Annotated in this window: 19 protein-coding genes; 10 read left to right on the top strand and 9 right to left on the bottom strand. The window is 70.8% G+C overall.

Annotation, left to right across the window (positions count from 1 at the left end):
- Positions 1-33 precede the first annotated feature (33 nt).
- The 3 genes from BM109_RS15360 to BM109_RS15370 are packed head-to-tail and all read left to right on the top strand — an operon-like array spanning position 34 to position 2,369.
- Positions 34-987, top strand: coding sequence for a branched-chain amino acid transaminase (locus BM109_RS15360; RefSeq protein WP_093344017.1), 954 nt, complete (start codon positions 34-36; stop codon positions 985-987).
- Between the two features lie 5 nt (positions 988-992).
- Positions 993-1,202, top strand: a complete 210-nt coding sequence (locus tag BM109_RS15365; protein ID WP_057592770.1) for a zinc-finger domain-containing protein — start codon at positions 993-995, stop codon at positions 1,200-1,202.
- A 42-nt stretch (positions 1,203-1,244) separates the two neighbouring features.
- Complete coding sequence (locus BM109_RS15370; protein ID WP_093344019.1) at positions 1,245-2,369, top strand: DUF2827 family protein; 1,125 nt, start codon at positions 1,245-1,247, stop codon at positions 2,367-2,369.
- Here the strand turns inward: BM109_RS15370 and BM109_RS15375 are convergent.
- The 9 genes from BM109_RS15375 to BM109_RS15415 all read right to left on the bottom strand — a co-directional run bounded on the left by BM109_RS15375 (position 2,366) and on the right by BM109_RS15415 (position 12,795).
- Positions 2,366-3,403: an NADP-dependent oxidoreductase gene (locus BM109_RS15375; protein WP_093344020.1), complete on the bottom strand. Its 1,038-nt coding sequence runs from the start codon at positions 3,401-3,403 to the stop codon at positions 2,366-2,368. The two genes, BM109_RS15370 and BM109_RS15375, sit on opposite strands and share 4 nt — an antisense overlap.
- Positions 3,404-3,512: 109 nt before the next feature.
- On the bottom strand, positions 3,513-4,136 hold the full coding sequence (locus BM109_RS15380) for a TetR/AcrR family transcriptional regulator (RefSeq protein WP_093344022.1): 624 nt from the start codon (positions 4,134-4,136) through the stop codon (positions 3,513-3,515).
- A gap of 54 nt (positions 4,137-4,190) precedes the next feature.
- Positions 4,191-5,462 (bottom strand): O-antigen ligase family protein, encoded by a 1,272-nt coding sequence (locus tag BM109_RS15385; RefSeq protein WP_093344023.1) that lies wholly within the window; start codon positions 5,460-5,462, stop codon positions 4,191-4,193.
- 80 nt (positions 5,463-5,542) lie between these two features.
- The gene (locus BM109_RS15390) at positions 5,543-6,727 is read right to left on the bottom strand and encodes an ATP-binding protein (RefSeq protein WP_093344025.1); all 1,185 of its coding nucleotides are present in this window, start codon (positions 6,725-6,727) and stop codon (positions 5,543-5,545) included.
- Between the two features lie 85 nt (positions 6,728-6,812).
- Complete coding sequence (locus BM109_RS15395) at positions 6,813-7,535, bottom strand: response regulator transcription factor (RefSeq protein ID WP_093344026.1); 723 nt, start codon at positions 7,533-7,535, stop codon at positions 6,813-6,815.
- A gap of 66 nt (positions 7,536-7,601) precedes the next feature.
- Positions 7,602-9,251, bottom strand: coding sequence for an NAD(P)/FAD-dependent oxidoreductase (locus BM109_RS15400; RefSeq protein WP_256222593.1), 1,650 nt, complete (start codon positions 9,249-9,251; stop codon positions 7,602-7,604).
- A 13-nt stretch (positions 9,252-9,264) separates the two neighbouring features.
- Positions 9,265-10,086, bottom strand: a complete 822-nt coding sequence (locus BM109_RS15405; protein WP_093344027.1) for a beta-ketoacyl synthase chain length factor — start codon at positions 10,084-10,086, stop codon at positions 9,265-9,267.
- Positions 10,083-11,288 carry a beta-ketoacyl-[acyl-carrier-protein] synthase family protein gene (locus BM109_RS15410; protein WP_177239351.1) on the bottom strand — a complete coding sequence of 402 codons (1,206 nt, stop codon included), beginning with the start codon at positions 11,286-11,288 and terminating at the stop codon, positions 10,083-10,085. Before BM109_RS15410 ends, BM109_RS15405 begins: the two co-directional genes overlap by 4 nt.
- Before the next feature lie 127 nt (positions 11,289-11,415).
- A complete protein-coding gene (locus BM109_RS15415) occupies positions 11,416-12,795 on the bottom strand; it encodes an AmpG family muropeptide MFS transporter (RefSeq protein WP_256222594.1) in 1,380 nt (459 codons plus the stop codon).
- A gap of 89 nt (positions 12,796-12,884) precedes the next feature.
- Here BM109_RS15415 and BM109_RS15420 point away from each other — a divergent pair, with 89 nt between their 5' ends.
- From BM109_RS15420 to BM109_RS15450, 7 genes are all read left to right on the top strand, one after another.
- Positions 12,885-13,739 carry a M48 family metallopeptidase gene (locus tag BM109_RS15420; protein WP_093344029.1) on the top strand — a complete coding sequence of 285 codons (855 nt, stop codon included), beginning with the start codon at positions 12,885-12,887 and terminating at the stop codon, positions 13,737-13,739.
- A 235-nt stretch (positions 13,740-13,974) separates the two neighbouring features.
- Positions 13,975-15,696 carry an allophanate hydrolase gene (gene atzF / locus BM109_RS15425; RefSeq protein ID WP_177239352.1) on the top strand — a complete coding sequence of 574 codons (1,722 nt, stop codon included), beginning with the start codon at positions 13,975-13,977 and terminating at the stop codon, positions 15,694-15,696.
- Positions 15,697-15,734: 38 nt separating this feature from the next.
- On the top strand, positions 15,735-16,736 hold the full coding sequence (locus tag BM109_RS15430) for an ABC transporter substrate-binding protein (RefSeq protein ID WP_093344031.1): 1,002 nt from the start codon (positions 15,735-15,737) through the stop codon (positions 16,734-16,736).
- A gap of 4 nt (positions 16,737-16,740) precedes the next feature.
- A complete protein-coding gene (locus BM109_RS15435) occupies positions 16,741-17,571 on the top strand; it encodes an ABC transporter permease (RefSeq protein WP_093344033.1) in 831 nt (276 codons plus the stop codon).
- Positions 17,568-18,401, top strand: a complete 834-nt coding sequence (locus tag BM109_RS15440; protein WP_093344034.1) for an ABC transporter ATP-binding protein — start codon at positions 17,568-17,570, stop codon at positions 18,399-18,401. Before BM109_RS15435 ends, BM109_RS15440 begins: the two co-directional genes overlap by 4 nt.
- A 14-nt stretch (positions 18,402-18,415) precedes the next feature.
- Entirely contained in the window at positions 18,416-18,631 is a 216-nt protein-coding gene (locus BM109_RS15445; RefSeq protein ID WP_093344036.1) for a DUF4089 domain-containing protein, read from the top strand.
- Positions 18,628-20,055, top strand: a complete 1,428-nt coding sequence (locus tag BM109_RS15450; RefSeq protein WP_093344037.1) for an AtzE family amidohydrolase — start codon at positions 18,628-18,630, stop codon at positions 20,053-20,055. Before BM109_RS15445 ends, BM109_RS15450 begins: the two co-directional genes overlap by 4 nt.
- The last annotated feature ends 12 nt before the right edge of the window (positions 20,056-20,067 follow it).

A 20,067-nucleotide genomic window follows, 5' to 3' on the forward strand; every position in this document is an offset into this window, starting at 1 on the left:
GCTTTCTGCAAAAGCTCCCAAAGGAATCAGGAAATGAGCTCGATCCCCCCCTCGCTCGACGACCGTGACGGCAAGATCTGGATGGATGGCGAACTCGTGGACTGGCGCGACGCCAAGATCCACGTGCTGAGCCACACGCTGCACTACGGCTGCGGCGCCTTCGAGGGCGTGCGCGCCTACAAGACGGCCGACGGCGGCACGGCGATCTTCCGCCTGGCCGAGCACACCGAGCGCCTGTTCAACAGCGCCAAGATCCTGCGCATGAAGATCCCGTTCACGCAGGAACAGCTCAACGAGGCCCAGAAGCAGGTCGTGCGCGAGAACAAGCTCGAGAGCTGCTACCTGCGCCCGCTGATCTGGATCGGCTCCGAGAAGCTCGGCGTGAGCCCCAAGGGCAACAAGATCCACGCCATGGTCGCGGCCTGGTCCTGGGGCGCCTACCTCGGCGAGGAAGGCATGCGCCGCGGCATCCGCGTGAAGACCTCGAGCTACACGCGCCACCACGTCAACATCACGATGACGCAGGCCAAGACGGTCAGCAACTACACCAACTCGATCCTCGCCAACATGGAAGCGCTGGACGACGGCTACGACGAGGCGCTGCTGCTCGACGCGAGCGGCTTCGTGTCGGAAGGCGCGGGCGAGAACGTGTTCGTGGTCAAGAACGGCGTGGTCTACACGCCCGACCTGTCGGCCGGTGCCCTCAACGGCATCACGCGCAACACCATCCTGCACGTGTGCAAGGACCTCGGCATCGAGCTGGTGCAAAAGCGCATCACGCGCGACGAGGTCTACATCGCCGACGAAGCCTTCTTCACCGGCACCGCGGCCGAAGTCACGCCGATCCGCGAACTCGACCGCGTCGAGATCGGCAACCGCGGCGACGGCGGCGCGCGCGGCCCGGTGACCGAGAAGATCCAGGCGGCCTTCTTCGACATCGTGAACGGCAAGAATCCCAAGTACGCCCACTGGCTCACGAAGGTCTGAAGAACATGTCCACCACTGCAGTCGTCGAACTCCTCGCGAAGGAGCTCAACCACCAGGGCGGCGTGTTCTGCCCCAGCCCCAAGGCCGACATGAAGCTCTGGAACAGCCACCCCAAGGTCTACCTGGACGTGGCGCGCACCGGCGAGGCCAGGTGCCCGTACTGCGGCACCACCTACCGGCTCAAGGCCGGCGAGGTGGTGTCGGCGCGGCACTGACGCAACCTTAGAAAAAGAGACCGGGGGAGGCCCGGAACATCCATGAAGATCAACGTCGCGATCACGATGGAGATCCGGGCCGATGCACGGCAATCGATCTGGTTCAACGGCGCCAACCAGCACTGCGTGTACCTCTACATGCTGCTGAAGCGCTCGCCGCTGGTGGGCGAGGTCTGGCTGGTGCACGGCGACGGCGTCGCCGCCTATGCAGAGGGCATGATGCTCGGCGAACTGGCCGGCGCGCTGCGGCCGCTCTCGGCGGTGGTCCACCAGACCGACCTGCTGATCGAGATGAATGCGCTGGTGCACCCGACGCACGTCGAGGCGGTGCGCCAGCGCGGCGGGCACTGCGTGTCGTACCGCTTCGGCAACGACTACGTGGTGGCGGTCGAGACCATCAACTTCCAGGCCAATCCCTGGCTGCCGAACCCGCACCGCGTGCAGTTCGACGAGCTCTGGACCAACCCGCAGCACGCCCACACCTGCAAGAGCTACTTCGAGGCCGTGTACCGCGCGCCGGCGCACGTGCTGCCGCACGTGTGGTCGCCGTACTTCCTCGACCGGAGCCTCGCGGCCAACGCCGAGCTCAAGGCACGCTTCGGCTACCGCAACCAGGGCCGGGCCAAGCGCATCGCCTTCTTCGAGCCGAACCTCAACGTGGTCAAGAGCTCGCTGATCCCGATGCTGGCGGCCAACGAATGCCATGTGCGGCGGCCCGAGCTCGTGCAGCACGTGTACATGACGAACACCTTCGACAAGAAGGAGAACACGGCCTTCAAGCACATCGCGCTGGGCCTGCGCATGGTGCAGGACGGCAAGGCCACGGCCGACCCGCGCGCGCCCTTCGTCGAATGGGCCGCGCACCACACCGACATCGTGGTGTCGCATCAGTGGGAGAACGGGCTCAACTACCTGCTGTACGAGGCGCTCTACGGCAACTACGCGCTGGTGCACAACTCGCCGTTCCTCCGCGAGGTGGGCTACTACTACCCCGAGTTCGAGGTCTTCGAGGCCGCCGCCGCGATCGAGCGGGCGGCCGAGACGCACGATGCGCAGCTGGATGCGCAGGCGCAGGCCAACGCGGCCTTCCTGCGCACGCTCGATCCGGCGCACGCGCCGAACATCGAGGCGCACGACGCGCGCATCAGGGCGCTGTTCTCGAACTAGGTCTCGTCGGCCACGCGCACCACGCGCTTGCCGAAGTTGCGCCCCTGCAGCAGGCCGATGAAGCCGGCCGGCGCGTGCTCCAGGCCCTCGACGATGTCTTCCATCGGCCGGACCTCGCCGCGTTCGATCCAGTCGCCCATCTCGCGGCGGAAGGCCTCGAAGCGGTCGCCGTAGTGGTCGAGGATGACGAAGCCCTGCATGCGGATGCGCTTCTGCAGCAGCGAGGCCATCAGCAGCGGCAGGCGGTTCGTCCCCTGGGTTTCGCCGTCGGCGTTGTAGTCGGCGATATGGCCGCAGACCGGCACGCGCGCGCCGATGTTGAGCAGCGGCAGCACCGCGTCGAACACCGGTCCGCCGACGTTCTCGAAATAGACGTCGATGCCTTTGGGGCAGGCCGCGACGAGGCGCTCGGCCAGCGCGGGATCGTGGCGATCGAGGCAGGCGTCGAAGCCCAGCACCTCGACCGCGTGGCGGCATTTGTCCGCCCCGCCCGCGATGCCGACCACGCGCGCGCCCTTCAGCCGGGCGATCTGCCCGACCATCGCGCCGACCGCGCCGGTGGCCGCGGCCACGACCACGGTCTCGCCGGGCCTGGGCTGGCCGATGTCGAGCAGGCCGACATGGGCGGTGAAGGCCGGCATGCCGAGCGCGCCGAGCGCGAGCGAGGGCCGCGCCATGTCGCCCAGCGGCATCAGGTCCTGGCCGTCGGACAGCGCGTAGTCCTGCCAGCCGGCATTGCCGAGCACGAGCTCGCCGGCGCTGAATCGCGGATGCCTCGAGGCCACGACGCGGTTGACCGTGCCGCCCACCATCGGCTGGCCCAGCGGCACCGAGGCCGCGTAGATCGGCGCGACCTCGTCCATCAGCTGGCGCATGTAGGGGTCGAGCGAGAGGTACAGCGTGCGCAGCAGCACCTGGCCCTCGGCGGGCGCGGGCACGGCGCTCTCCTCGAGGCGGAAGTGCGCGGGCGTCGGCAGTCCGCGCGGGCGAGCGGCGAGGACGAGGCGGCGGTTGACGGTGTCGCTTTGGGGCATGGGCAGGGGCTCCTGGGTGGTGGAAAGGCGATGACCTGGCAGGTAATTAGACCGGTCGTCTAGAAAAGGGCCGCAAAAAAGGCGGGAGCGACATCGGTCGTCCCGCCTCTCAGCCGACCGGGGTGGGAACGGGCGCCAGACCCAGCGCCTGCCGGGTGCCGGCCATGGTGCGGTCGAGCGGTGCGCGGTCGCGCGCGATCTTCGCGAGCAGGCTGGCGCCGAGCCAGCTCTGGTAGAGCGAAACGGCCTGGCTCTGCGCGGGATCGACAGTTTCGGCGGCCGGCAGCGAGCCGTCGCCCCGGCCGGTCTCGATGCAGCGCGCGAGCCGGTCGGTGATCTGGCGGATGCCGCGGTCCAGCGCCGCGCGCATGGTCTCGGACAGGTCGCAGACCTCGGCGCCCAGCTTCACCACGAGGCAGCGGCTCTGGGCGTCGTCGCCGGTCTGCGAGTCGAGCCAATCCTGGAAGTAGGCGACCAGCTGCTGCGCGCCCGTGCCCGACTCGGCCAGCAGGGCGTCGGTGCGCGCGAGGTAGTCGCTGAAATAGGCCTCGAGCACGGCCTCGCCGAAGGACTCCTTCGAGCCGAAGTAGTGATAGAACGAGCCCTTCGGCACCTTGGCCAGGCTCAGCACCTCGGCCAGCCCGACGGCCGTGAAGCCCTTGCGCAGCAACAGCGGATGCGCCACGTCGAGGATGTGGCGGCGAACGTCGGGAGGCGTGGCGACGGCAGTCATGGCGCCGGACTCTAGCGCCGATTAGACCAGTCGTCTAGTGCCGGAATTTCGTAGTCAGCCCGGTGCCGCCGCGCGCTTCGAGGCCTCGGATTCGCTGCCGATCCGCCGGCCCGGCCAGAGGTCGCGCCAGGGCTCGGGGTCCTGCCGCTCCTGCGCCAGCCGCAGGTAGACCATCGCGATCCACAGCAGCGCCAGCCCGATCTGCGCGTCGCGCAGCGCCGAGTTCACGCAGGAAGCGATCAGCGCGATCAGGGTCGCGGCCAGCGCATAGCGGCCCGCGATGTCGGGCCGCTTCCAGGCCTGCCAGACGGCCGCGACCATGATCGCGAGCAGGCTCAAGAGGCCCGGCAGGCCGCCCTGCGCGCCCATCCAGAGGAAGTCGTTGTGCGGCATGTTCGAGTCGGCGAACAGCGCGGGGCCGCGCTGGTGCCACTGCTCGGTCCAGCCGCCGATGCCCCAGCCGGTGAGCGGCCGGTCGGCGATCATGCGGCCGGTGTCGCGGTACATGAAGTAGCGGATGACCATGCTGCCGTGGAAGATCTCGCCGGCCTGCGCCTTCTCGATCTCCTGGATGCCGACCTCGACCTTCTGCTGCAGCTGCGGCAGCTGATAGAGGCCCGCACCCAGCACCACGGCGCCCACGATCAGCGCCGCCGACAGCGCCTTCAGGTGGCTGCGCCACTGGTGGATGCACACCAGCGGCAGCACCAGCAGCAGCGCCAGTACCGAGGTGCGCGAGGTCAGCGGCAGCGCCACCACCGCCATCAGCAGCAGCACCAGCCCGAAGGCCGGCAGCGCGCGCAGCGGCCGATGCGCCGCGATCTGCGACAGGCCCCAGACCGCCGCCGTGGATGCCACCACGCTGAACAGCAGCGCATTGCTGATCGACTTGTTGCCGACCTCCATCACCACGCCGCGCAGCGGCGCCCAGATGTGGAAGCCGCCGACCGCGTAGAACACCACCACCAGCAGCAGGTTGAGCGCCGAGATCAGCAGGAAGCCGCGCAGCGCCCACATCGCCTCGTCGCGCGCGAGCGCCATCGCCATCAGCAGCGTGGCCGCGATGCGCAGCCCGTGCACCAGGTTCGAGGGGGTCTCGGGGTAGTGCGGCCGGATGGCCAGCACGATCAGGGTCCAGGCCACATAGGCCACGACCGGCCACCACAGCGGATTGGCGCGCAGCCGCGCGATGCGTTCGCGGCCGCTGCCCGCGACCAGCAGGGCGACCAGCAGCAGCAGGGCCGAGAGGTAGGTGACGCCGACCGGCATGTACACCGCGAGCCCCCAGAACATGGCCGCGGGCCGGACGATGTGCGATCTCTGCATAGGGCGCGAATTCTAGGGGGCCGGATTCCGGCGCAACCTGACTTCACCCCGGGGCGCGCGGGGCTTGGCCGCGCCGTGCTTCAGCCGCGCGGCAGCCGGATCACGAAGCTCGCGCCGCCGCCGGGCCGGTCCTCGCAGCGCACCGTGCCGCCGTGGCGCTCGGTGATCGACTTGACCAGCGCCAGCCCGAGGCCGACGCCGCCGTTGCGCTCGCTCGCGCCCGGCAGCCGATAGAAGGGCTCGAAGATGCGCTCGCGCAGCGCGGCCGGCACGCCCGGGCCGCGGTCGTTCACGCGCACCGTGGCCTGGCCGTCGGTGCTGCCGAGTTCCACCGAGATCTCGCCGGCGCCGTAGCGGCGCGCGTTCTCGAGCAGATTGCGGATCACGCGGCGCAGCAGCCGCGAGACGCCCGGCACGGTCAGCGCTGCGTTGTCGGTGCCTGCCACCAGGTCGAGCTCGGCGTCGACGCGCGCGCATTCCTCGGCGGCCAGGCCGGTCAGGTCGACCGCCTCGATGGTGCCCATGTCGGCCTCGCTGGCGTCGAGCCGGCTGGCCAGCAGGATCTCGTCGATCAGCTGGTCGAGCTCGGCGATGTTGCGCGAGATCTCGGCGCGCGCCGCGGGGCTCGGCTGGTCGCCCATGAGTTCCAGGCTCATGCGGATGCGGGTCAGCGGCGAGCGCAGCTCGTGCGAGGCATTCGCCAGCAGCGACTTGTGCGAGCGCACCAGCTGCTCGATGCGCACCGCCGATGCATTGAAGCGCTTGGAGAGATCGGCCACTTCGTCCTGCCCTTCCTCGGTGACGCGCACCGACAGATCGCCCTCGCCCCAACGCTGCACGCCGCGCTGCAGCGTCTCGAGCCGCTTGGTGAGCCGGCGCACGATCGGATAGACGCCGAGCGCCACCGCCACGCCGACCAGCGCGATCATCCAGCCCAGGCCGAAGGGCGTGCGCCAGGGCGCGAAGCCGCTGGTGCCGGTGGCGCGCTCGCGCGGCGCCACGCGCAGCGTGATCTCCTTGCCGTCGCTGAGCGTCACGTCGAATTCCAGCCCCTGGCCCGGCACGCGCAATGCCTTGCCGGCGCCGATCTGCTTGTCCTGCGCGTCGAGCACCACCACCTCGCGCGGCACCGGCGCCAGCCGTTCGCGCTCGGCCTCGGCCGCCACGCGCACGATCCAGTTGGCCATCAGCGTGAGGATCACCACGCCGCCGACCACCGCGAGCCAGATGCGCACGTAGAGGTGGCGGGAGTACAGATTGATCATGGGGAGGTGGGGAGTGCGGCGGCCGGGGCCGGCCGCTTTTTCTGGAGAGGTGCCACGAGCGGGACGGAAATCACCCGTCGGCCGTTCAGTCCTGCTGCTTGGCGAACACGTAGCCCACGCCGCGGACCGTGAGGATGCGCTTGGGATTCTTCGCGTCGACCTCGATCGCCGCGCGGATGCGGCCCATGTGCACGTCGATCGAGCGGTCGAAGGCCTCGAGCTCGCGGCCGCGCACGGCTTCCATGATCTGGTCGCGCGTGAGCACCCGGCCCGCGCGCTCGGCCATCGCGACCAGCAGGTCGAACTGGTAGGAGGTGAGGTCGGCCACCTGGCCGGCCACCGAGACGGTGCGCGCGTTGCGGTCGATCTCGAGCGTGCCGAAACGCATCATCGACGCCGCCTCGGCCTCGGTGCTGCTCTCGCCGCGGCGGCGCAGCACGGCGCGGATGCGCGCCAGCAGCTCGCGCGGCTCGAAGGGCTTGGGCAGGTAGTCGTCGGCGCCGATCTCCAGGCCGATGATGCGGTCCATCGGGTCGCCCTTGGCGGTCAGCATCAGCACCGACACCTTGGAGATCGCGCCCGGCAGCGCGCGGATGCGGCGGCAGACCTCGAGGCCGTCGGTGTCGGGCAGCATCAGGTCGAGGATGACGAGGTCGGGCGCGTGCTGCTGCAGCTGCTCGAGGCCGCTGGCGCCGTCGCCGGCATGGTTGAAGCCGAAGCCCGACTGGGTGAGGTATTCGCCGACCATCTGCGCCAGGCGCTGGTCGTCTTCGATCATCAGGAGTTGGGGGGTGCTCATGCGCTTCATGGTGTTCCACCGGGAGCAAGCTGGCTTGAACGCTCCGTAAAGTTGGGTAAACCTGGTGCCGCGGTGTCAACCGGCCGGCACTGCGAAAAGCATAGCGCCGTCGTCCTGCGAGGCCGCCGAAAGCCGCTCCGCGCCGCGGTATTCGGGCTGCGCGAGCAGGGCCTCGAGCGCGACGGCCTCGAGCGCCGGGTCGCAGTCGCGCGCCCGCGCGAGGATCTCGCCGGCCAGCCGGCGCAGCTGCGCGGTCGAGGCCCGGATGCGCGCCTTGAAGGCCGCGTCGTCGAGCCGGTCGTTGAGGCTGCGGTTGAGCTCGGCGAACCACGGCATCGCGGCCTGGTCGAGCATCGCCGCGCGGTTGCGCTTCTCGCTCGCGCCCGACCAGGCGCGCAGCAGCGCCTGCACCGCGAGGTTGAGGCGCTGGCAGTGCTGCAGCTCGTCGCGCACGCTGCCCAGCAGCGCCAGGTCGGTGAGCCGGCCCTGGAAGAAGATCTGCGACAGCACGCCCCAGTAGTAGGCATAGTCCCAGATCACCTTCACCGGCAGTACCTCGGGATCGCCGAACAGCGGGTACTGGTCCTGGTAGAGCGCCAGCGTGCTCTCGTAGAACGAGTGGTAGATCTGGTCGTAGAGCTGCGCGCGCGCCTCGATCGAGCGGCCGCGCCGGTCGTGCGCGATCAGGTCGGTGATGTAGGTGTTGCCGATCGCGATGAAGTCGCTGCCCGGCGAATAGAAGGGGTCGAGGAACAGGCCGGCCTCGCCGGTCAGCGCCCAGCGTCGGTCCGAGAACACCTGCTTGCAGCCGTACGAGAAGTGGCGCAGGAACGCGAAGTCCTGCAGCAGGTGGCGCTTGCCGTCGAGCGCCTCGTAAAGCCGCGGCTGGTAGGTCGCGAACCAGGCCATGGCCTTGTCGAAGCTGTCGATGGTGGCCAGCGGATGCAGCTTCTGGTCGGCCACGATGCCCACCGAGTGCGAGCCCGAGGCCAGCGGGATCAGCCACACCCAGTAGCCCGCGCCCACCAGGTGGTTGGTCGACAGCCAGCGCGCCTGCGGATCGCAGCGCGCGCGCCAGGCCTCGTCGTCGCTCCAGTGGTCGATGGTGATGCGCTCGCCGATGCGGAACCACACGGCGTTCACGTCGTGGTCGTTGGGCTGCGCCAGCCCCAGCTTGCGCTTGAGCAGGCCGGCGCGCCCGCAGGCGTCGATCAGCCAGCGCGCCTCGGTGTCGCGGGTTTCGCCGCCCTGGGTCCACTGCAGCCGGTGGTGGGTGGCGCCGTCCTCGGCCAGCTCGATGCGGCGCACGAAGGCGTCGTCGGCGAAGTGCACGCCGTGGCGCGCGGCCTCCTGCGCGAGGTAGTTCTCGAGGATGCCGCGGTCGATCTGGTAGCTGGGCACCGACAGGTAGCGGCTGGCGCCGATCTCGGTCACGCCGTCGATGTCGCGCCGGCCCTCGCTGAAGAAGAAGCGGAAGCCGAACTTGCGCAGCTGCGCGCTCTCGAAGTGCGGTTTCAGGCCCAGCACCGTGTCGAAGTAGTGGGCGCCGATCTCGACCGACGATTCGCCCACCTTGTGCGCCGCATGCGGCACCGGGTGCGCGCGGCGCTCGAGCACCAGCACCGAGAGGTCGTCGAAGCGCTGGCGCAGCTGCAGCGCGAGCGTGAGCCCTGCCAGACCGCCACCCATGATCACTGCGTCGTAACGAGGGGCGGTCGGCTTCATTCGGGGTTTTCCGTCAATGCCCGCCGGGCCGCAGCAGCAGTCTCAGCGAGAGGGTGGAGGACAGGGGCAGCGTCACCGGCGCATCGGTGCGGCCGTCGAGCCGCGCCAGCGCCTCGAACAGGCCGAGCGCCTGCGCCATCGGGTTGACCTGCGCGAGCGTTTTCGCCGCCTCGGACGTGGGCGCCGTGCCGGCCGCGCCGTCGCTGGCCAGCGACCAGTCGAGCGCCGCCACCGTGCGTTCGGTGGGCTCGGGCGCCAGCACCAGCGCCAGCGCGAGCTGGCCCTGGCTGCCCGTCACGGCCGCCAGCGGGCCGGAGGCGGGCGCGTCGTAGCCCACCAGCAGCACCGCCTCGCGGTCGGCCGCGCACTGCGCCGCGGCCTCGAGCAGGGCCGCGCCGAAGCTGCTGTCGTAGGCCGAGATCGAATTGCTCGCGGCCATGCAGCCGGTGCCGATGGTCCAGTAGCCGACGGCGGCGTTGTGCACCGAGTTGTGGAAGCGCGTGGGCGACAGCACCGAGGGATCGGTGGCGAGCGTGCTGCACATGTAGTCGTTGATCGACAGGTCGCCGTGCGCCGAGACGAACACGCAGGGCAGGTCGGCGGCCTGTCGGCCCGAGCCGGCGATGGCGGCGGCCGCCACCTCGAGCGCCAGCGCCACGGTGTCGGGCGCGCGGCGGCGCTCGGCCGGGGCCAGCACCTGCGGCGCCGGGCGCTTGGCCGGCGGATCGGTGAGCGCGCCCTCGCCGCGGAAGGCCGCGCGCGCAGCCTCCCAGCCGGGCAGGGTGGGGGCCCAGAAGGCGGGTCCCTCGATGTAGATCGTCGGTGTGGTGCTCATGCCTGCGCCGCCCTGCCGAACACCAGCGCGCAGTTGTTGCCACCGAAGCCGAAGGAATTGGAGAGCGCGTAGCGCACCTCGCCGTGCGCCGGCGCGAGCCGGATCTGCGGGCCGAAGCCCGGGTCGAGCGCGGCCGAGTTGACCGTGCCCGGCATCAGGCCGCGCTCGATCGCCAGCAGGCTGATCACCGCCTCGACGATGCCCGCGGCGCCCAGCGTGTGGCCCGTGAAGCCCTTGGTCGAACTCGCATGCGTGCGCGCCGGGAAGCGGCGCGCCACCAGCGCGCCCTCGACCTCGTCGTTCTTCTGGCTCGCGGTGCCGTGCATGTTGATGTAGTCGATCGCCTCGGGCGCGAGGCCGGCGCGCGCCAGTGCCTCGTCGAGCGCGCGCTCGGCGCCCAGGCCCTCGGGATGCGGCGTCGACATGTGGTGCGCGTCGCTGGCCTCGCCGTAGCCCAGCAACTGCAGCCCCGAGCCGGAAGACGCATCGGCGCGCTCGAGCAGCGCGAAGCCCGCGGCCTCGCCCAGGCTGATGCCGTCGCGGTCCGGATCGAAGGGCCGGCAGGGCCCGCCCGACACCAGCTCGAGCGAGTTGAAGCCGAACAGCACGCTGCCGCACAGCGTGTCGACGCCGCCGACCACGGCCGCGTCGACCAGGCCCAGGCGGATCAGCCGCTCGGCCGAGGCGAACACCTTGGCGCTCGATGAGCAGGCGGTGGAGATGGTCTCGCTCGGCCCCTCGAGGCCCAGCACTTCCTGCACGAACATCGCGAGCGAATGCGGCGTGTGCACCGCCGGACGGCGCTGCGCGGGCGGGAAATGGCCGTCGGCGTCGAGCTGGGTGTAGGCCAGCTCGGTCTCGCCGATGCTCGAGGTCGAGGTGCCGAGGATCAGCGCGATGCGCGCCGCGCCATGGCGCCCGCGCGCCGCGGCCACCGCCTCGAGGAAGCCGTCGGCCTGCAGGCCGAGCCAGGCCAGCCGGTTGTTGCGGCAGTCCCAGCGCGCGAAGGCCTCGGGCAGGCGGATCTCTTCGAGGCCGTCGACGCGGCCGATCCAGGTCGGCAGCGGCGCGGGGCCGAAGTCGTTGGCGCGCAGGCCGCTGCGCGAATGTTCGAGCGCTTCGGCAAGCGGCTCCTTGCCGACGCCGACGGCCGAGGTGGCCGTGTAGGCGCTGATCTGGAGGGGGGGAATGCGGGCGGGCACGGTGTGGGCGTGGCTGGGCGGTGACGCGGTTGGAGGAGTAGTTCTTGTGGTCGGGTCTGGGGAAAGCAGCGCAAAGCCTACCAGTTGCGGGGGTGGGGCCGTGTCGGCGGTTTCCTATGGGGCCGGGTCAGGATTTCCCGCTGTCCGGACTCGCCGCCAGCGTGCGCGAGGCCAGCGCCACCAGCACCAGCACCGGCACGCCGAGCAGGGCGGTCGCATAGAAGAAGGTGCTGTAGCCGTAGGCGTCGACGAACACGCCCGAGTAGCCGGCGATGAACTTCGGCAGCAGCAGCATCAGCGAGCTGAACAGCGCGTACTGCGTGGCCGAGTAGCTGATGTTCGTGAGGCTCGAGAGGTAGGCGATGAAGGCCGCCGAGGCGATGCCGCCCGCGAGGTTGTCGGCCGAGACCACGGCGATCAGCGCCGTCAGGTCGTGGCCGCGCGAGGCCAGCCAGGCGAACAGCAGGTTGCTCGCCGCGCTGAGCACCGCGCCCAGCATCAGCACCCGCATCACGCCCAGGCGCATCGACAGCACGCCGCCGACGAAGGCGCCCACCAGCGTCATGACCACGCCGTAGATCTTGCTGACCGTGGCCACCTCGTCCTTGGTGAAGCCCATGTCGACGTAGAAGGGGTTGGCCATGATGCCCATCACCACGTCGCTGATGCGGTAGATCGCGATCAGCGACAGGATCAGCACCGCCTGCCACTTGTAGCGGCGGATGAAGTCGGCGAAGGGCTCGACCAGCACGTCGCGCAGCCACTCGGCGGCATTGCGCGGCGCCGACAGCGAGCGCTTTGCGGGCTCGGGCGACAGCAGCACCGTGAGCACGCCCACGAACATGGAGCCGGCCATCACGAGATAGGCCGTCTTCCAGGCGCCGTTCTGGTAGGCCGCGCCGGCAGCCGCGCCCACCGCTGCCGCGGCCGGCGCGACCTCGGCCCAGGCCGCCACCCACAGCACCCCCGCCCCGGCCCAGATCATCGCGAGCCGGTAGCCGGTCTGGTAGGCCGCGGCCAGCGCCGCCTGCTTGCGGGTTTCGGCCGACTCGATGCGGAAGGCGTCGAGCGCGATGTCCTGCGTGGCCGAGCCGAAGGCCACCAGCAGCGCGCACCAGATCATCGGCATGAGCCCCTGGCGCGGATCGTTGACCGCCATGCCGACCAGCCCCGCGATCACCATCCCCTGCGCCAGCAGCAGCCAGCCGCGCCGGCGCCCGAGCAGCGTGGTCAGCGGCGGCAGCGGCAGCCGGTCGACCAGCGGCGCCCAAACCCATTTGAAGCCGTAGGCCAGGCCGACCCAGCTCAGGTAGCCGATGGTGGCGCGGTCGATGCCGGCCTCGCGCAGCCGGAAGCTCAGCGTGCCCAGCACCAGCAGCAGCGGCAGCCCGGCCGAGAAGCCCAGCGCCAGCATGCGCAGGGTGGCGGGTTCTAGGTAGACCTTCAGGGCGTCGCGCCAGGGCGGCGAACCGGCGGCGGTGGATTCGGCGGGCGGGACGGAAGACATGTGGGGGCGATTGTCCATGAGCGCCGCGCCTGCCGGCGGCCGGGTCATCCACCAAGGCGTCTTCATTTGTTCCTATCATCCGGCCCCATATGTGCACACGCTGCGATCGCTCCGCCCCGGTCCCCTCCCATGCCTCGGCCTGGCAGCCGCGGCGCGCCTTCCTGCTGGCCGCGGCCGGCGCGGCATTGAGCGGGCCGGCGCTGGCGCAGGTCGACGTCGGCAATGCCTCGGTGGCGCGCAACCTGGTGCCGGCCGACCGCATCGAGGCCGCGGGCGGCCAGCAGTACGGCGAGCTGCTGCAGCAGGCGCGCGCCAAGAACGCGCTCGCGGGAGACGGCAATCCGCAGCTGCAGCGGCTGCGCGCCATCGCCAACCGGCTGATCCCCTTCGCCACGCCCTGGAACAGCCGCGCGCGGCAATGGAAGTGGGAGGTCAACCTGATCGGCAGCAAGCAGATCAACGCCTTCTGCCTGCCGGGCGGCAAGATCGCCTTCTTCACCGGCATCCTCGACCAGCTCAAGCTCACCGACGACGAGGTCGCGATGGTGATGGGCCACGAGATGGCCCATGCGCTGCGCGAGCATGCGCGCGCCCGCATGGCCAAGAGCGCGGGCACCGGCGCCGCGCTCTCGATCGGTGCGCAGCTGCTCGGCCTGGGGCAGGTCGGCGACCTCGCGGCGCGCGCGGGCACCCAGCTGCTCACGCTCAAGTTCAGCCGCGGCGACGAGACCGAGGCCGACCTCGTCGGCCTGGAACTCGCGGCGCGCGCCGGCTACGACCCGAAGGCCTCGGTGTCGCTGTGGAACAAGATGGCCGCGGCCTCGAAGAACCAGGGCGGGCTGAGCTTCCTCTCCACCCATCCGAGCGGGCCGGACCGGATCGCGAAGCTGCAGGCGAATCTGCCGAAGGTGGAGAACCTGTACCGGGACGCCAAGAAGAGCTGAGCGCCCTGTCTTCCTCCTTCCCCCTCTGGGGGAAGGCCGGGATGGGGGCTCCGGGCGGTGGACACGGTCAGCGCTGTTGCAAGGCTCGGCGCCCCCACCCCAACCCTCCCCCAGCGGGGGAGGGAGCCATACATAAATACTTGAGCGGCTGATGCCATAGGCGCGTCGGCAGCGGCCCGCGCGCGCTGGCACGCCGCTTGCATCTCGACTTGTACACAAGTTTGGATGCCTGATCATGGTGCATGACGAGAAAGACCCGGCCGCCGCGGCGTGGATCCTGCGTTTCGCGCAGCCGCTGACGCGCGAGAACGACGACACGCGGGAAGCCACGCCCGCTTCCACCGCCGCCCCCGCCCCGCTCGCGGGCCTGCGCTTCGCCGTCAAGGACAACATCGACGTCGCCGGCGTGCCCACCACCGCCGCCTGCCCGGCCTTCGACCGCCTGCCGGCGGCCCATGCGGCTGTGGTGCAGCGGCTGCTCGATGCCGGTGCGTCGCTGCTCGGCAAGACCAACCTCGACCAGTTCGCCTGCGGCCTCAACGGCACGCGCTCGCCCTATGGCGAGGTCGGCAATGCCTTCGATGCACGCTATGTCTCGGGCGGCTCGAGCTCGGGCTCGGCCCGCGTGGTCGCCACCGGCGAGGCCGACTTCGCGCTCGGCACCGACACGGCCGGCTCGGGCCGCGTGCCCGCGGGGCTCAACAACATCGTCGGCCTCAAGCCCTCGCGCGGGCTGCTGAGCACCGCCGGCGTGGTGCCGGCCGCGCAGAGCGTCGACTGCGTCTCGATCTTCGCGCGCACCGTCGCGCTCGCGGTCGAGGTGCTGCAGGCCGCGCTCGGCTTCGATGCGCGCGATCCCTATTCACGCGACATCGCGCTCGATGCCGAACCCTTGCCCGCCGCCTTCCGCTTCGGCGTGCCCGACCGCCTCGCCTTCTTCGGCGACACGCTCGCCGAGGCCGCCTTCGCCGACGCGCGCCGCCGCCTCGAGGCGCTGGGCGGCACGGCCGTCACCGTGCCCTTCGCGCCGCTGGCCGAGGCCGCCGCGCTGCTCTACGACAGCGCGCTGGTGGCCGAGCGCTATGCGGCGGTGCGCGCCTTCTTCGACCGCCACGAGGCCGAGGTCGTCGAGCCCGTGCGCGGCATCCTCGCGCAGGGCCGCGGCTACAACGCGGCCGACGTGTTCGAGGCCCAGACCCGGCTGCGCGCGCTCGCGCAGCAGGCCGAGCCGATGTGGCGCGACATCGACGTGCTGCTGGTGCCCACCGCGCCCACGCACTACACGCGCGACGCGATGCGCGCCGACCCGGTGGCGCTCAACCGCAACCTCGGCGCCTACACCAACTTCGTCAACCTGCTCGACTACGCCGCGCTCTCGGTGCCCAGCAGCCTGCGGCCCGACGGCCTGCCCTTCGGCATCACGCTGATCGGCCGCTGCGGCAGCGACCTCGCGCTGGCCGAGCTGGGCCAGCGCTACCACCATGCCACCGGCCTCGCGCAGGGCGCGACCGGCGAGCCGCTGCCCGCGCCGCGGCCGATCCGTGGCCTCGCGCCGGCGCAGGCCGCCACGCTGCCGATCGCGGTGGTCGGCGCGCACCTCAGCGGCATGCCGCTCAACGGCCAGCTCACCGAGCGCGGTGCAGTGCTGCGCGAAGCCATCCAGACCGCGCCGCGCTACCGCCTGTACGCACTGCCCGGCACCGTGCCGCCCAAGCCCGGCCTGCAGCGCAGCGCCGAGGGCGGCGCCGCGATCGCGCTCGAGGTGTGGGACCTGCCGCTGGCCGAGGTCGGCGGCTTCCTCGCGCTGATCCCCGCGCCGCTGGGCCTGGGCAGCGTCGAGCTGGCCGACGGCCGCTGGGTGCACGGCTTCATCTGCGAGGGCCATGCGCTGGCCGGCGCCGAAGAGGTCACGCGCCATGGCGGCTGGCGCGCCTACCTCGCGAGCCGCGCCGCCTGAATCCCTGTTGTCTTCGAACCCCGACCGAGGAGTCTTCCATGTCCATCTCCGACTTCCCTTCCACCGCCTCGCGCCGACAGTTGCTGCAGGCCGGCGCCGCCGGCCTCGCGGTGCTCGCCGCGCCGGCGATCGTGCGCGCCCAGGCGGCACCGAAGATCCGCGTCGGCTTCTGGCCGGTGGCCGCGGGCCTGCCCTTCTTCGCGGCGGTCGAGCGCGGCTTCTTCAAGGAGGCGGGGCTCGACGTGGAACCGCAGAAGTTCGCGGGCGCGCAGCAGGTGATGGAAGCCATGCTCGCGGGCCGCTGCGACGGCAGCGCCAACGGCACCGGCTCGGCCAACCTCGCGATCGGCGAGATCGCGCAGCCGGGCCTGTTCAAGATCTTCTGCACCAACCCGAGCAACGCGAAGTTCGTGCTCGACGAGTTCATCGTCGCCAAGGACAGCCCGATCAAGGCCATGGCCGAGCTCGCGGGCAAGAAGGTGGCCTCGGGCCCGGGCATCCAGAACGTCACGCTGTGCAAGACCATGCTCGAGCGCGCGGGCGCCAAGGGCGTGTCGGTCAGCGAGCTGCCGATCGGCCAGCACGTGGCCGCGCTGGTGGCGGGGCAGGTCGACGCCTGCTACACGCTCGAGCCCACCGGCACCGTGGGCCGCATGAACGGCACCACGCGCGTGCTCGAGGCCGGCGTGGTCGCGCGCTACATCCTCGGCGACCCGATGGCGCCGTGGCACGGCGGCGCCGCCAGCCTCACGACCGAATTCCTCAAGAAGAACCCCGACGCCGCGAAGAAGTACATCGCCGCCTATGCGCGCGGCGTCGAGCTGGTGCGCAGCCAGCCCGACGAGGCGCGCCAGTACATGAAGGGCTACACCGCCATCGAGGGCAAGCTCACGGCCGAGGTGCCGCTGGCCTCGTACATGCTCTACAACGAGTTCAAGCCCAGCGACGTCGCCTACTTCCAGAAGTTCTACGACCTGTTCACCGAGAAGGGGATCTTCGAGAAGAAGGTCCTGGTGGACGGCCTGCTCTACAAGGCCTGACGCCATGGCCGACAGCAGCACTACCGCCTCCCCGTGGGCGCCGCCCGCGGGCAACGCCGCCGCCTCCGCGGCACCGAAGGCGCCCGCCTGGGAGCGCTGGCTGCCGGCCATCGGGCCGGTCGTCCTGTTCATCGTCTGGGACCTGGTGGTGCGGCTCGGCTTCATCAAGCCGATCCTGCTGCCCTCGCCGGCCGACACCGTGGCCGCGCTCATCACCGGCCTGGCCGGCGGGCCGCTGCTGCTCGACTTCGCCGTCACCGTGTGGCGCACCGTGCAGGCCTTCGCGATCGCCGCCGTCGTCGGCATGCCGCTGGGCGTGCTGCTGGGCAGCAACGAACGCGCCTACCGCAGCGTCGAGTTCCTGATCGACTTCTTCCGCTCCACGCCCTCGTCGGCACTGATCCCGCTGTTCCTGCTGATCTTCGGCGTGTCCGACATCAACAAGGTGGCGATCGCGGCCTTCGGCGCGCTGCTGATCGTGGTGTTCAACAGCGCCTACGGCGTGATCAACGCGCGCAAGCAGCGCGTGATGGCGGCGCGCGTGATGGGCGCCTCGCGCTGGCAGATCTTCAAGGACGTGCTGGTGTGGGAGAGCCTGCAGCCCAGCTTCGTGGGCCTGCGCTCGGCGGTCTCGATGGCGCTGGTGATCGTGATCGTGGCCGAGATGTTCATCGGCTCCGACAACGGCCTGGGCCACCGCATCATCGATGCGCAGCAGGTGCTCAACGTCAAGAGCATGTATGCAGCCATCCTCGCGGCCGGCGCGCTGGGCTACGTGCTCAACATCCTCTTCCTCGTGGCCGAGCGCCGCATCGTTCACTGGAGCGGCCGATGAAAGCCACGCCCGACATCGTCGTCAACGGCCCGGTGTATGCCGACGTGCCCAAGCCGGTGTTCAAGCCCGGCCCGGCCGGCACCCACATCACCATCCGCGGCCTCACCAAGTACTTCGCGGGCTGGCCGCTGTACGAGAACTTCGACCTCGACATCCCCAAGCACCGCATCGTCTCGGTGTTCGGTCCCAACGGCTGCGGCAAGTCCACGCTGATCAACATGATCGCGGGGCTGATCCCCATCGACAGCGGCGAGATCCTGTTCGACGGCAAGCAACGCAAGGACACCAAGATCGGCTACGTGTTCCAGAACTACCGCGAGGCGATGTTCCCGTGGATGCGCACCATCGACAACATCGCCTATCCGCTGAAGCTCGAGGGCCGCAGCAAGGCCGAGGTCGATCGCCGCATGGAGGAGCTGGTCGCTTCCTTCGACGTCAAGTTCGACCTCAATCGCTTTCCCTACGAGCTCTCGGGCGGCCAGCAGCAGACCGCGTCGATCATGCGCGCGCTCGCGCCGAACCCCGAGGTGCTGTTCCTCGACGAGCCCTTCTCGGCGCTCGATTTCGAGATGACCTTGTTCATCCGCGAGAAGCTGCAGGAGGTGTTCATGCAGACCGGCACCACCATGCTGCTGGTCTCGCACGACCTCGAGGAGGCCGTGTACCTGGCCGACGAGGTGCTGCTGCTGACCAAGCGCCCGACCAAGGTGGCCGAGATCCTGCGCTATGGCGATGCGCGCCCGCGCACAGTCGAGACCCTGAGCACCGAGAGCTTCGTCGCGATGAAGAAGCTCAGCCTCGACATCTTCCAGCGCGAAGTGCGCCGTTGAAAGGGGACGACGCGATGACGCCCGAACAGATCGAACGCCATGTCGACGCGGCCGCGGCCGCGCTCGGCCTCCCGCTCTCGCCCGCGCACCGCGAGGGCGTGCTGCGCTACTTCGCGCTCGCGGCCGGCTTCGCGGCCACCGTCGAGGCGGTGCCGCTGTCGGTGCACGACGAGGCGGCGGTGCAGTTCGTTCCCGTGGCACCGGCTTCGGCTTCGGAGGCCGGCCGATGAACACCGCCAGCCTGATCGCCAGCGACGCGAGCGCCATGGCCGAGGCGGTGCGCCGCGGCGAGGTCAGCGCCGGCGCGCTGGTCGAAGCCAGCCTCGCGCGCATCGAGGCCACGGACGGCCGCGTCAACGCCTTCACCGCCGTGCTGCGCGAACGCGCGCTGCGCCGCGCCGCGCAGGTCGATGCCTCGCTGGCTTCGGCCACGGCCGAGCGCACGCGCGAACTGCCGCTGCTCGGCGTGCCCTTCGCGGTCAAGAACCTGTTCGACATCGCGGGCATCGCCACGCTGGCCGGCTCGAAGATCGAGCGCGAGGCCGCGCCCGCGAATGCCGACGCGCTGCTGGTGCGCCGGCTCGAGCGCGCGGGCGCGGTGCTGGTCGGCGCGCTCAACATGGACGAGTACGCCTACGGCTTCACCACCGAGAACAGCCACGAGGGCCCGACGCGCAATCCGCACGACCTCTCGTGCATCGCGGGCGGTTCCTCGGGCGGCTCGGGCGCGTCCGTGGCCGCGGGGCAGGTCGCGCTCACGCTGGGCTCGGACACCAACGGCTCGATCCGCGTGCCGGCCTCGCTGTGCGGCGTGTTCGGCCTCAAGCCCACCTTCGGTCGGCTGCCGCGCAGCGGCAGCTATCCCTTCGTTTCCAGCCTCGACCACCTCGGGCCCTTCGCGCGCTCGGCGCGCGACCTCGCGCTGGCCTACGACGCGATGCAGGGGCCGGAGGATCCCGCCGGGCGGCGCGACCCCGGCTGCACGCAGCGCGCGGTCGAACCGGTGGCGCCGCTGCTGGTGCGCGGCACGCAGGGTTTGCGCATCGGCGTGCTCGGCGGCTACTTCCGCGCCAACGCCGGCGCCGAGGCCAACGCCGCGGTCGACCGCGTGGCCGATGCGCTGGCCGCGCACGCCAGCGTCGAGCTGCCGCTGGTCGAGGCCGGCCGCGCGGCCGCCTTCCTGATCACCAACGCCGAAGGCGCGGCGCTGCACCTCGACGACCTGCGCCGCCGCGCGCACGACTTCGAGCCGCTGTCGCGCGACCGCTTCCTCGCGGGCGCGCTGCTGCCGGCCGCCTGGATCGCGCGCGCCCAGCGCGTGCGCCGCGCCTATGCCGAGGCGGTGGCGCGGGTGTTCGGCCGCTTCGACGTGCTGCTCGCGCCCGCCACGCCGAGCGCCGCCACGCCGGTGGGCGCCGAGCGCTTCGAGATCAACGGCCAGAGCCTGCCGGTGCGGCCCAACATGGGGCTGCTGACGCAGCCGATCTCGTGCATCGGCCTGCCGGTGTGCAGCATGCCGGTGTGGGGCGCGCATGCGCGGCTGCCGATCGGCGTGCAGCTGATCGCCGCGCCCTGGCGCGAAGACCTCGCGCTGCGCGTGGCCGCGGCGCTCGAGGACGCGGGCGTGGCGCGCGCGCCCGTGGCCACCCTTTGACGACCGACGGAC

Source organism: Variovorax sp. PDC80, assembly GCF_900115375.1.
Taxonomy (GTDB): Bacteria; Pseudomonadota; Gammaproteobacteria; order Burkholderiales; family Burkholderiaceae_C; genus Variovorax.

Coding starts and splice junctions, on each gene's coding strand:
- BM109_RS15365 (WP_057592770.1), top strand. CDS start 993: ATGTCCACCACTGCAGTCGTCGAACTCCTCGCGAAGGAGCTCAACCAC.
- BM109_RS15370 (WP_093344019.1), top strand. CDS start 1,245: ATGAAGATCAACGTCGCGATCACGATGGAGATCCGGGCCGATGCACGG.
- BM109_RS15430 (WP_093344031.1), top strand. CDS start 15,735: ATGTCCATCTCCGACTTCCCTTCCACCGCCTCGCGCCGACAGTTGCTG.
- BM109_RS15440 (WP_093344034.1), top strand. CDS start 17,568: ATGAAAGCCACGCCCGACATCGTCGTCAACGGCCCGGTGTATGCCGAC.
- BM109_RS15435 (WP_093344033.1), top strand. CDS start 16,741: ATGGCCGACAGCAGCACTACCGCCTCCCCGTGGGCGCCGCCCGCGGGC.
- BM109_RS15400 (WP_256222593.1), bottom strand. CDS start 9,251: ATGAAGCCGACCGCCCCTCGTTACGACGCAGTGATCATGGGTGGCGGT.
- BM109_RS15415 (WP_256222594.1), bottom strand. CDS start 12,795: ATGTCTTCCGTCCCGCCCGCCGAATCCACCGCCGCCGGTTCGCCGCCC.
- BM109_RS15395 (WP_093344026.1), bottom strand. CDS start 7,535: ATGAAGCGCATGAGCACCCCCCAACTCCTGATGATCGAAGACGACCAG.
- BM109_RS15420 (WP_093344029.1), top strand. CDS start 12,885: ATGTGCACACGCTGCGATCGCTCCGCCCCGGTCCCCTCCCATGCCTCG.
- BM109_RS15405 (WP_093344027.1), bottom strand. CDS start 10,086: ATGAGCACCACACCGACGATCTACATCGAGGGACCCGCCTTCTGGGCC.
- BM109_RS15375 (WP_093344020.1), bottom strand. CDS start 3,403: ATGCCCCAAAGCGACACCGTCAACCGCCGCCTCGTCCTCGCCGCTCGC.
- BM109_RS15385 (WP_093344023.1), bottom strand. CDS start 5,462: ATGCAGAGATCGCACATCGTCCGGCCCGCGGCCATGTTCTGGGGGCTC.
- atzF (WP_177239352.1), top strand. CDS start 13,975: ATGGTGCATGACGAGAAAGACCCGGCCGCCGCGGCGTGGATCCTGCGT.
- BM109_RS15380 (WP_093344022.1), bottom strand. CDS start 4,136: ATGACTGCCGTCGCCACGCCTCCCGACGTTCGCCGCCACATCCTCGAC.
- BM109_RS15390 (WP_093344025.1), bottom strand. CDS start 6,727: ATGATCAATCTGTACTCCCGCCACCTCTACGTGCGCATCTGGCTCGCG.
- BM109_RS15445 (WP_093344036.1), top strand. CDS start 18,416: ATGACGCCCGAACAGATCGAACGCCATGTCGACGCGGCCGCGGCCGCG.
- BM109_RS15450 (WP_093344037.1), top strand. CDS start 18,628: ATGAACACCGCCAGCCTGATCGCCAGCGACGCGAGCGCCATGGCCGAG.
- BM109_RS15360 (WP_093344017.1), top strand. CDS start 34: ATGAGCTCGATCCCCCCCTCGCTCGACGACCGTGACGGCAAGATCTGG.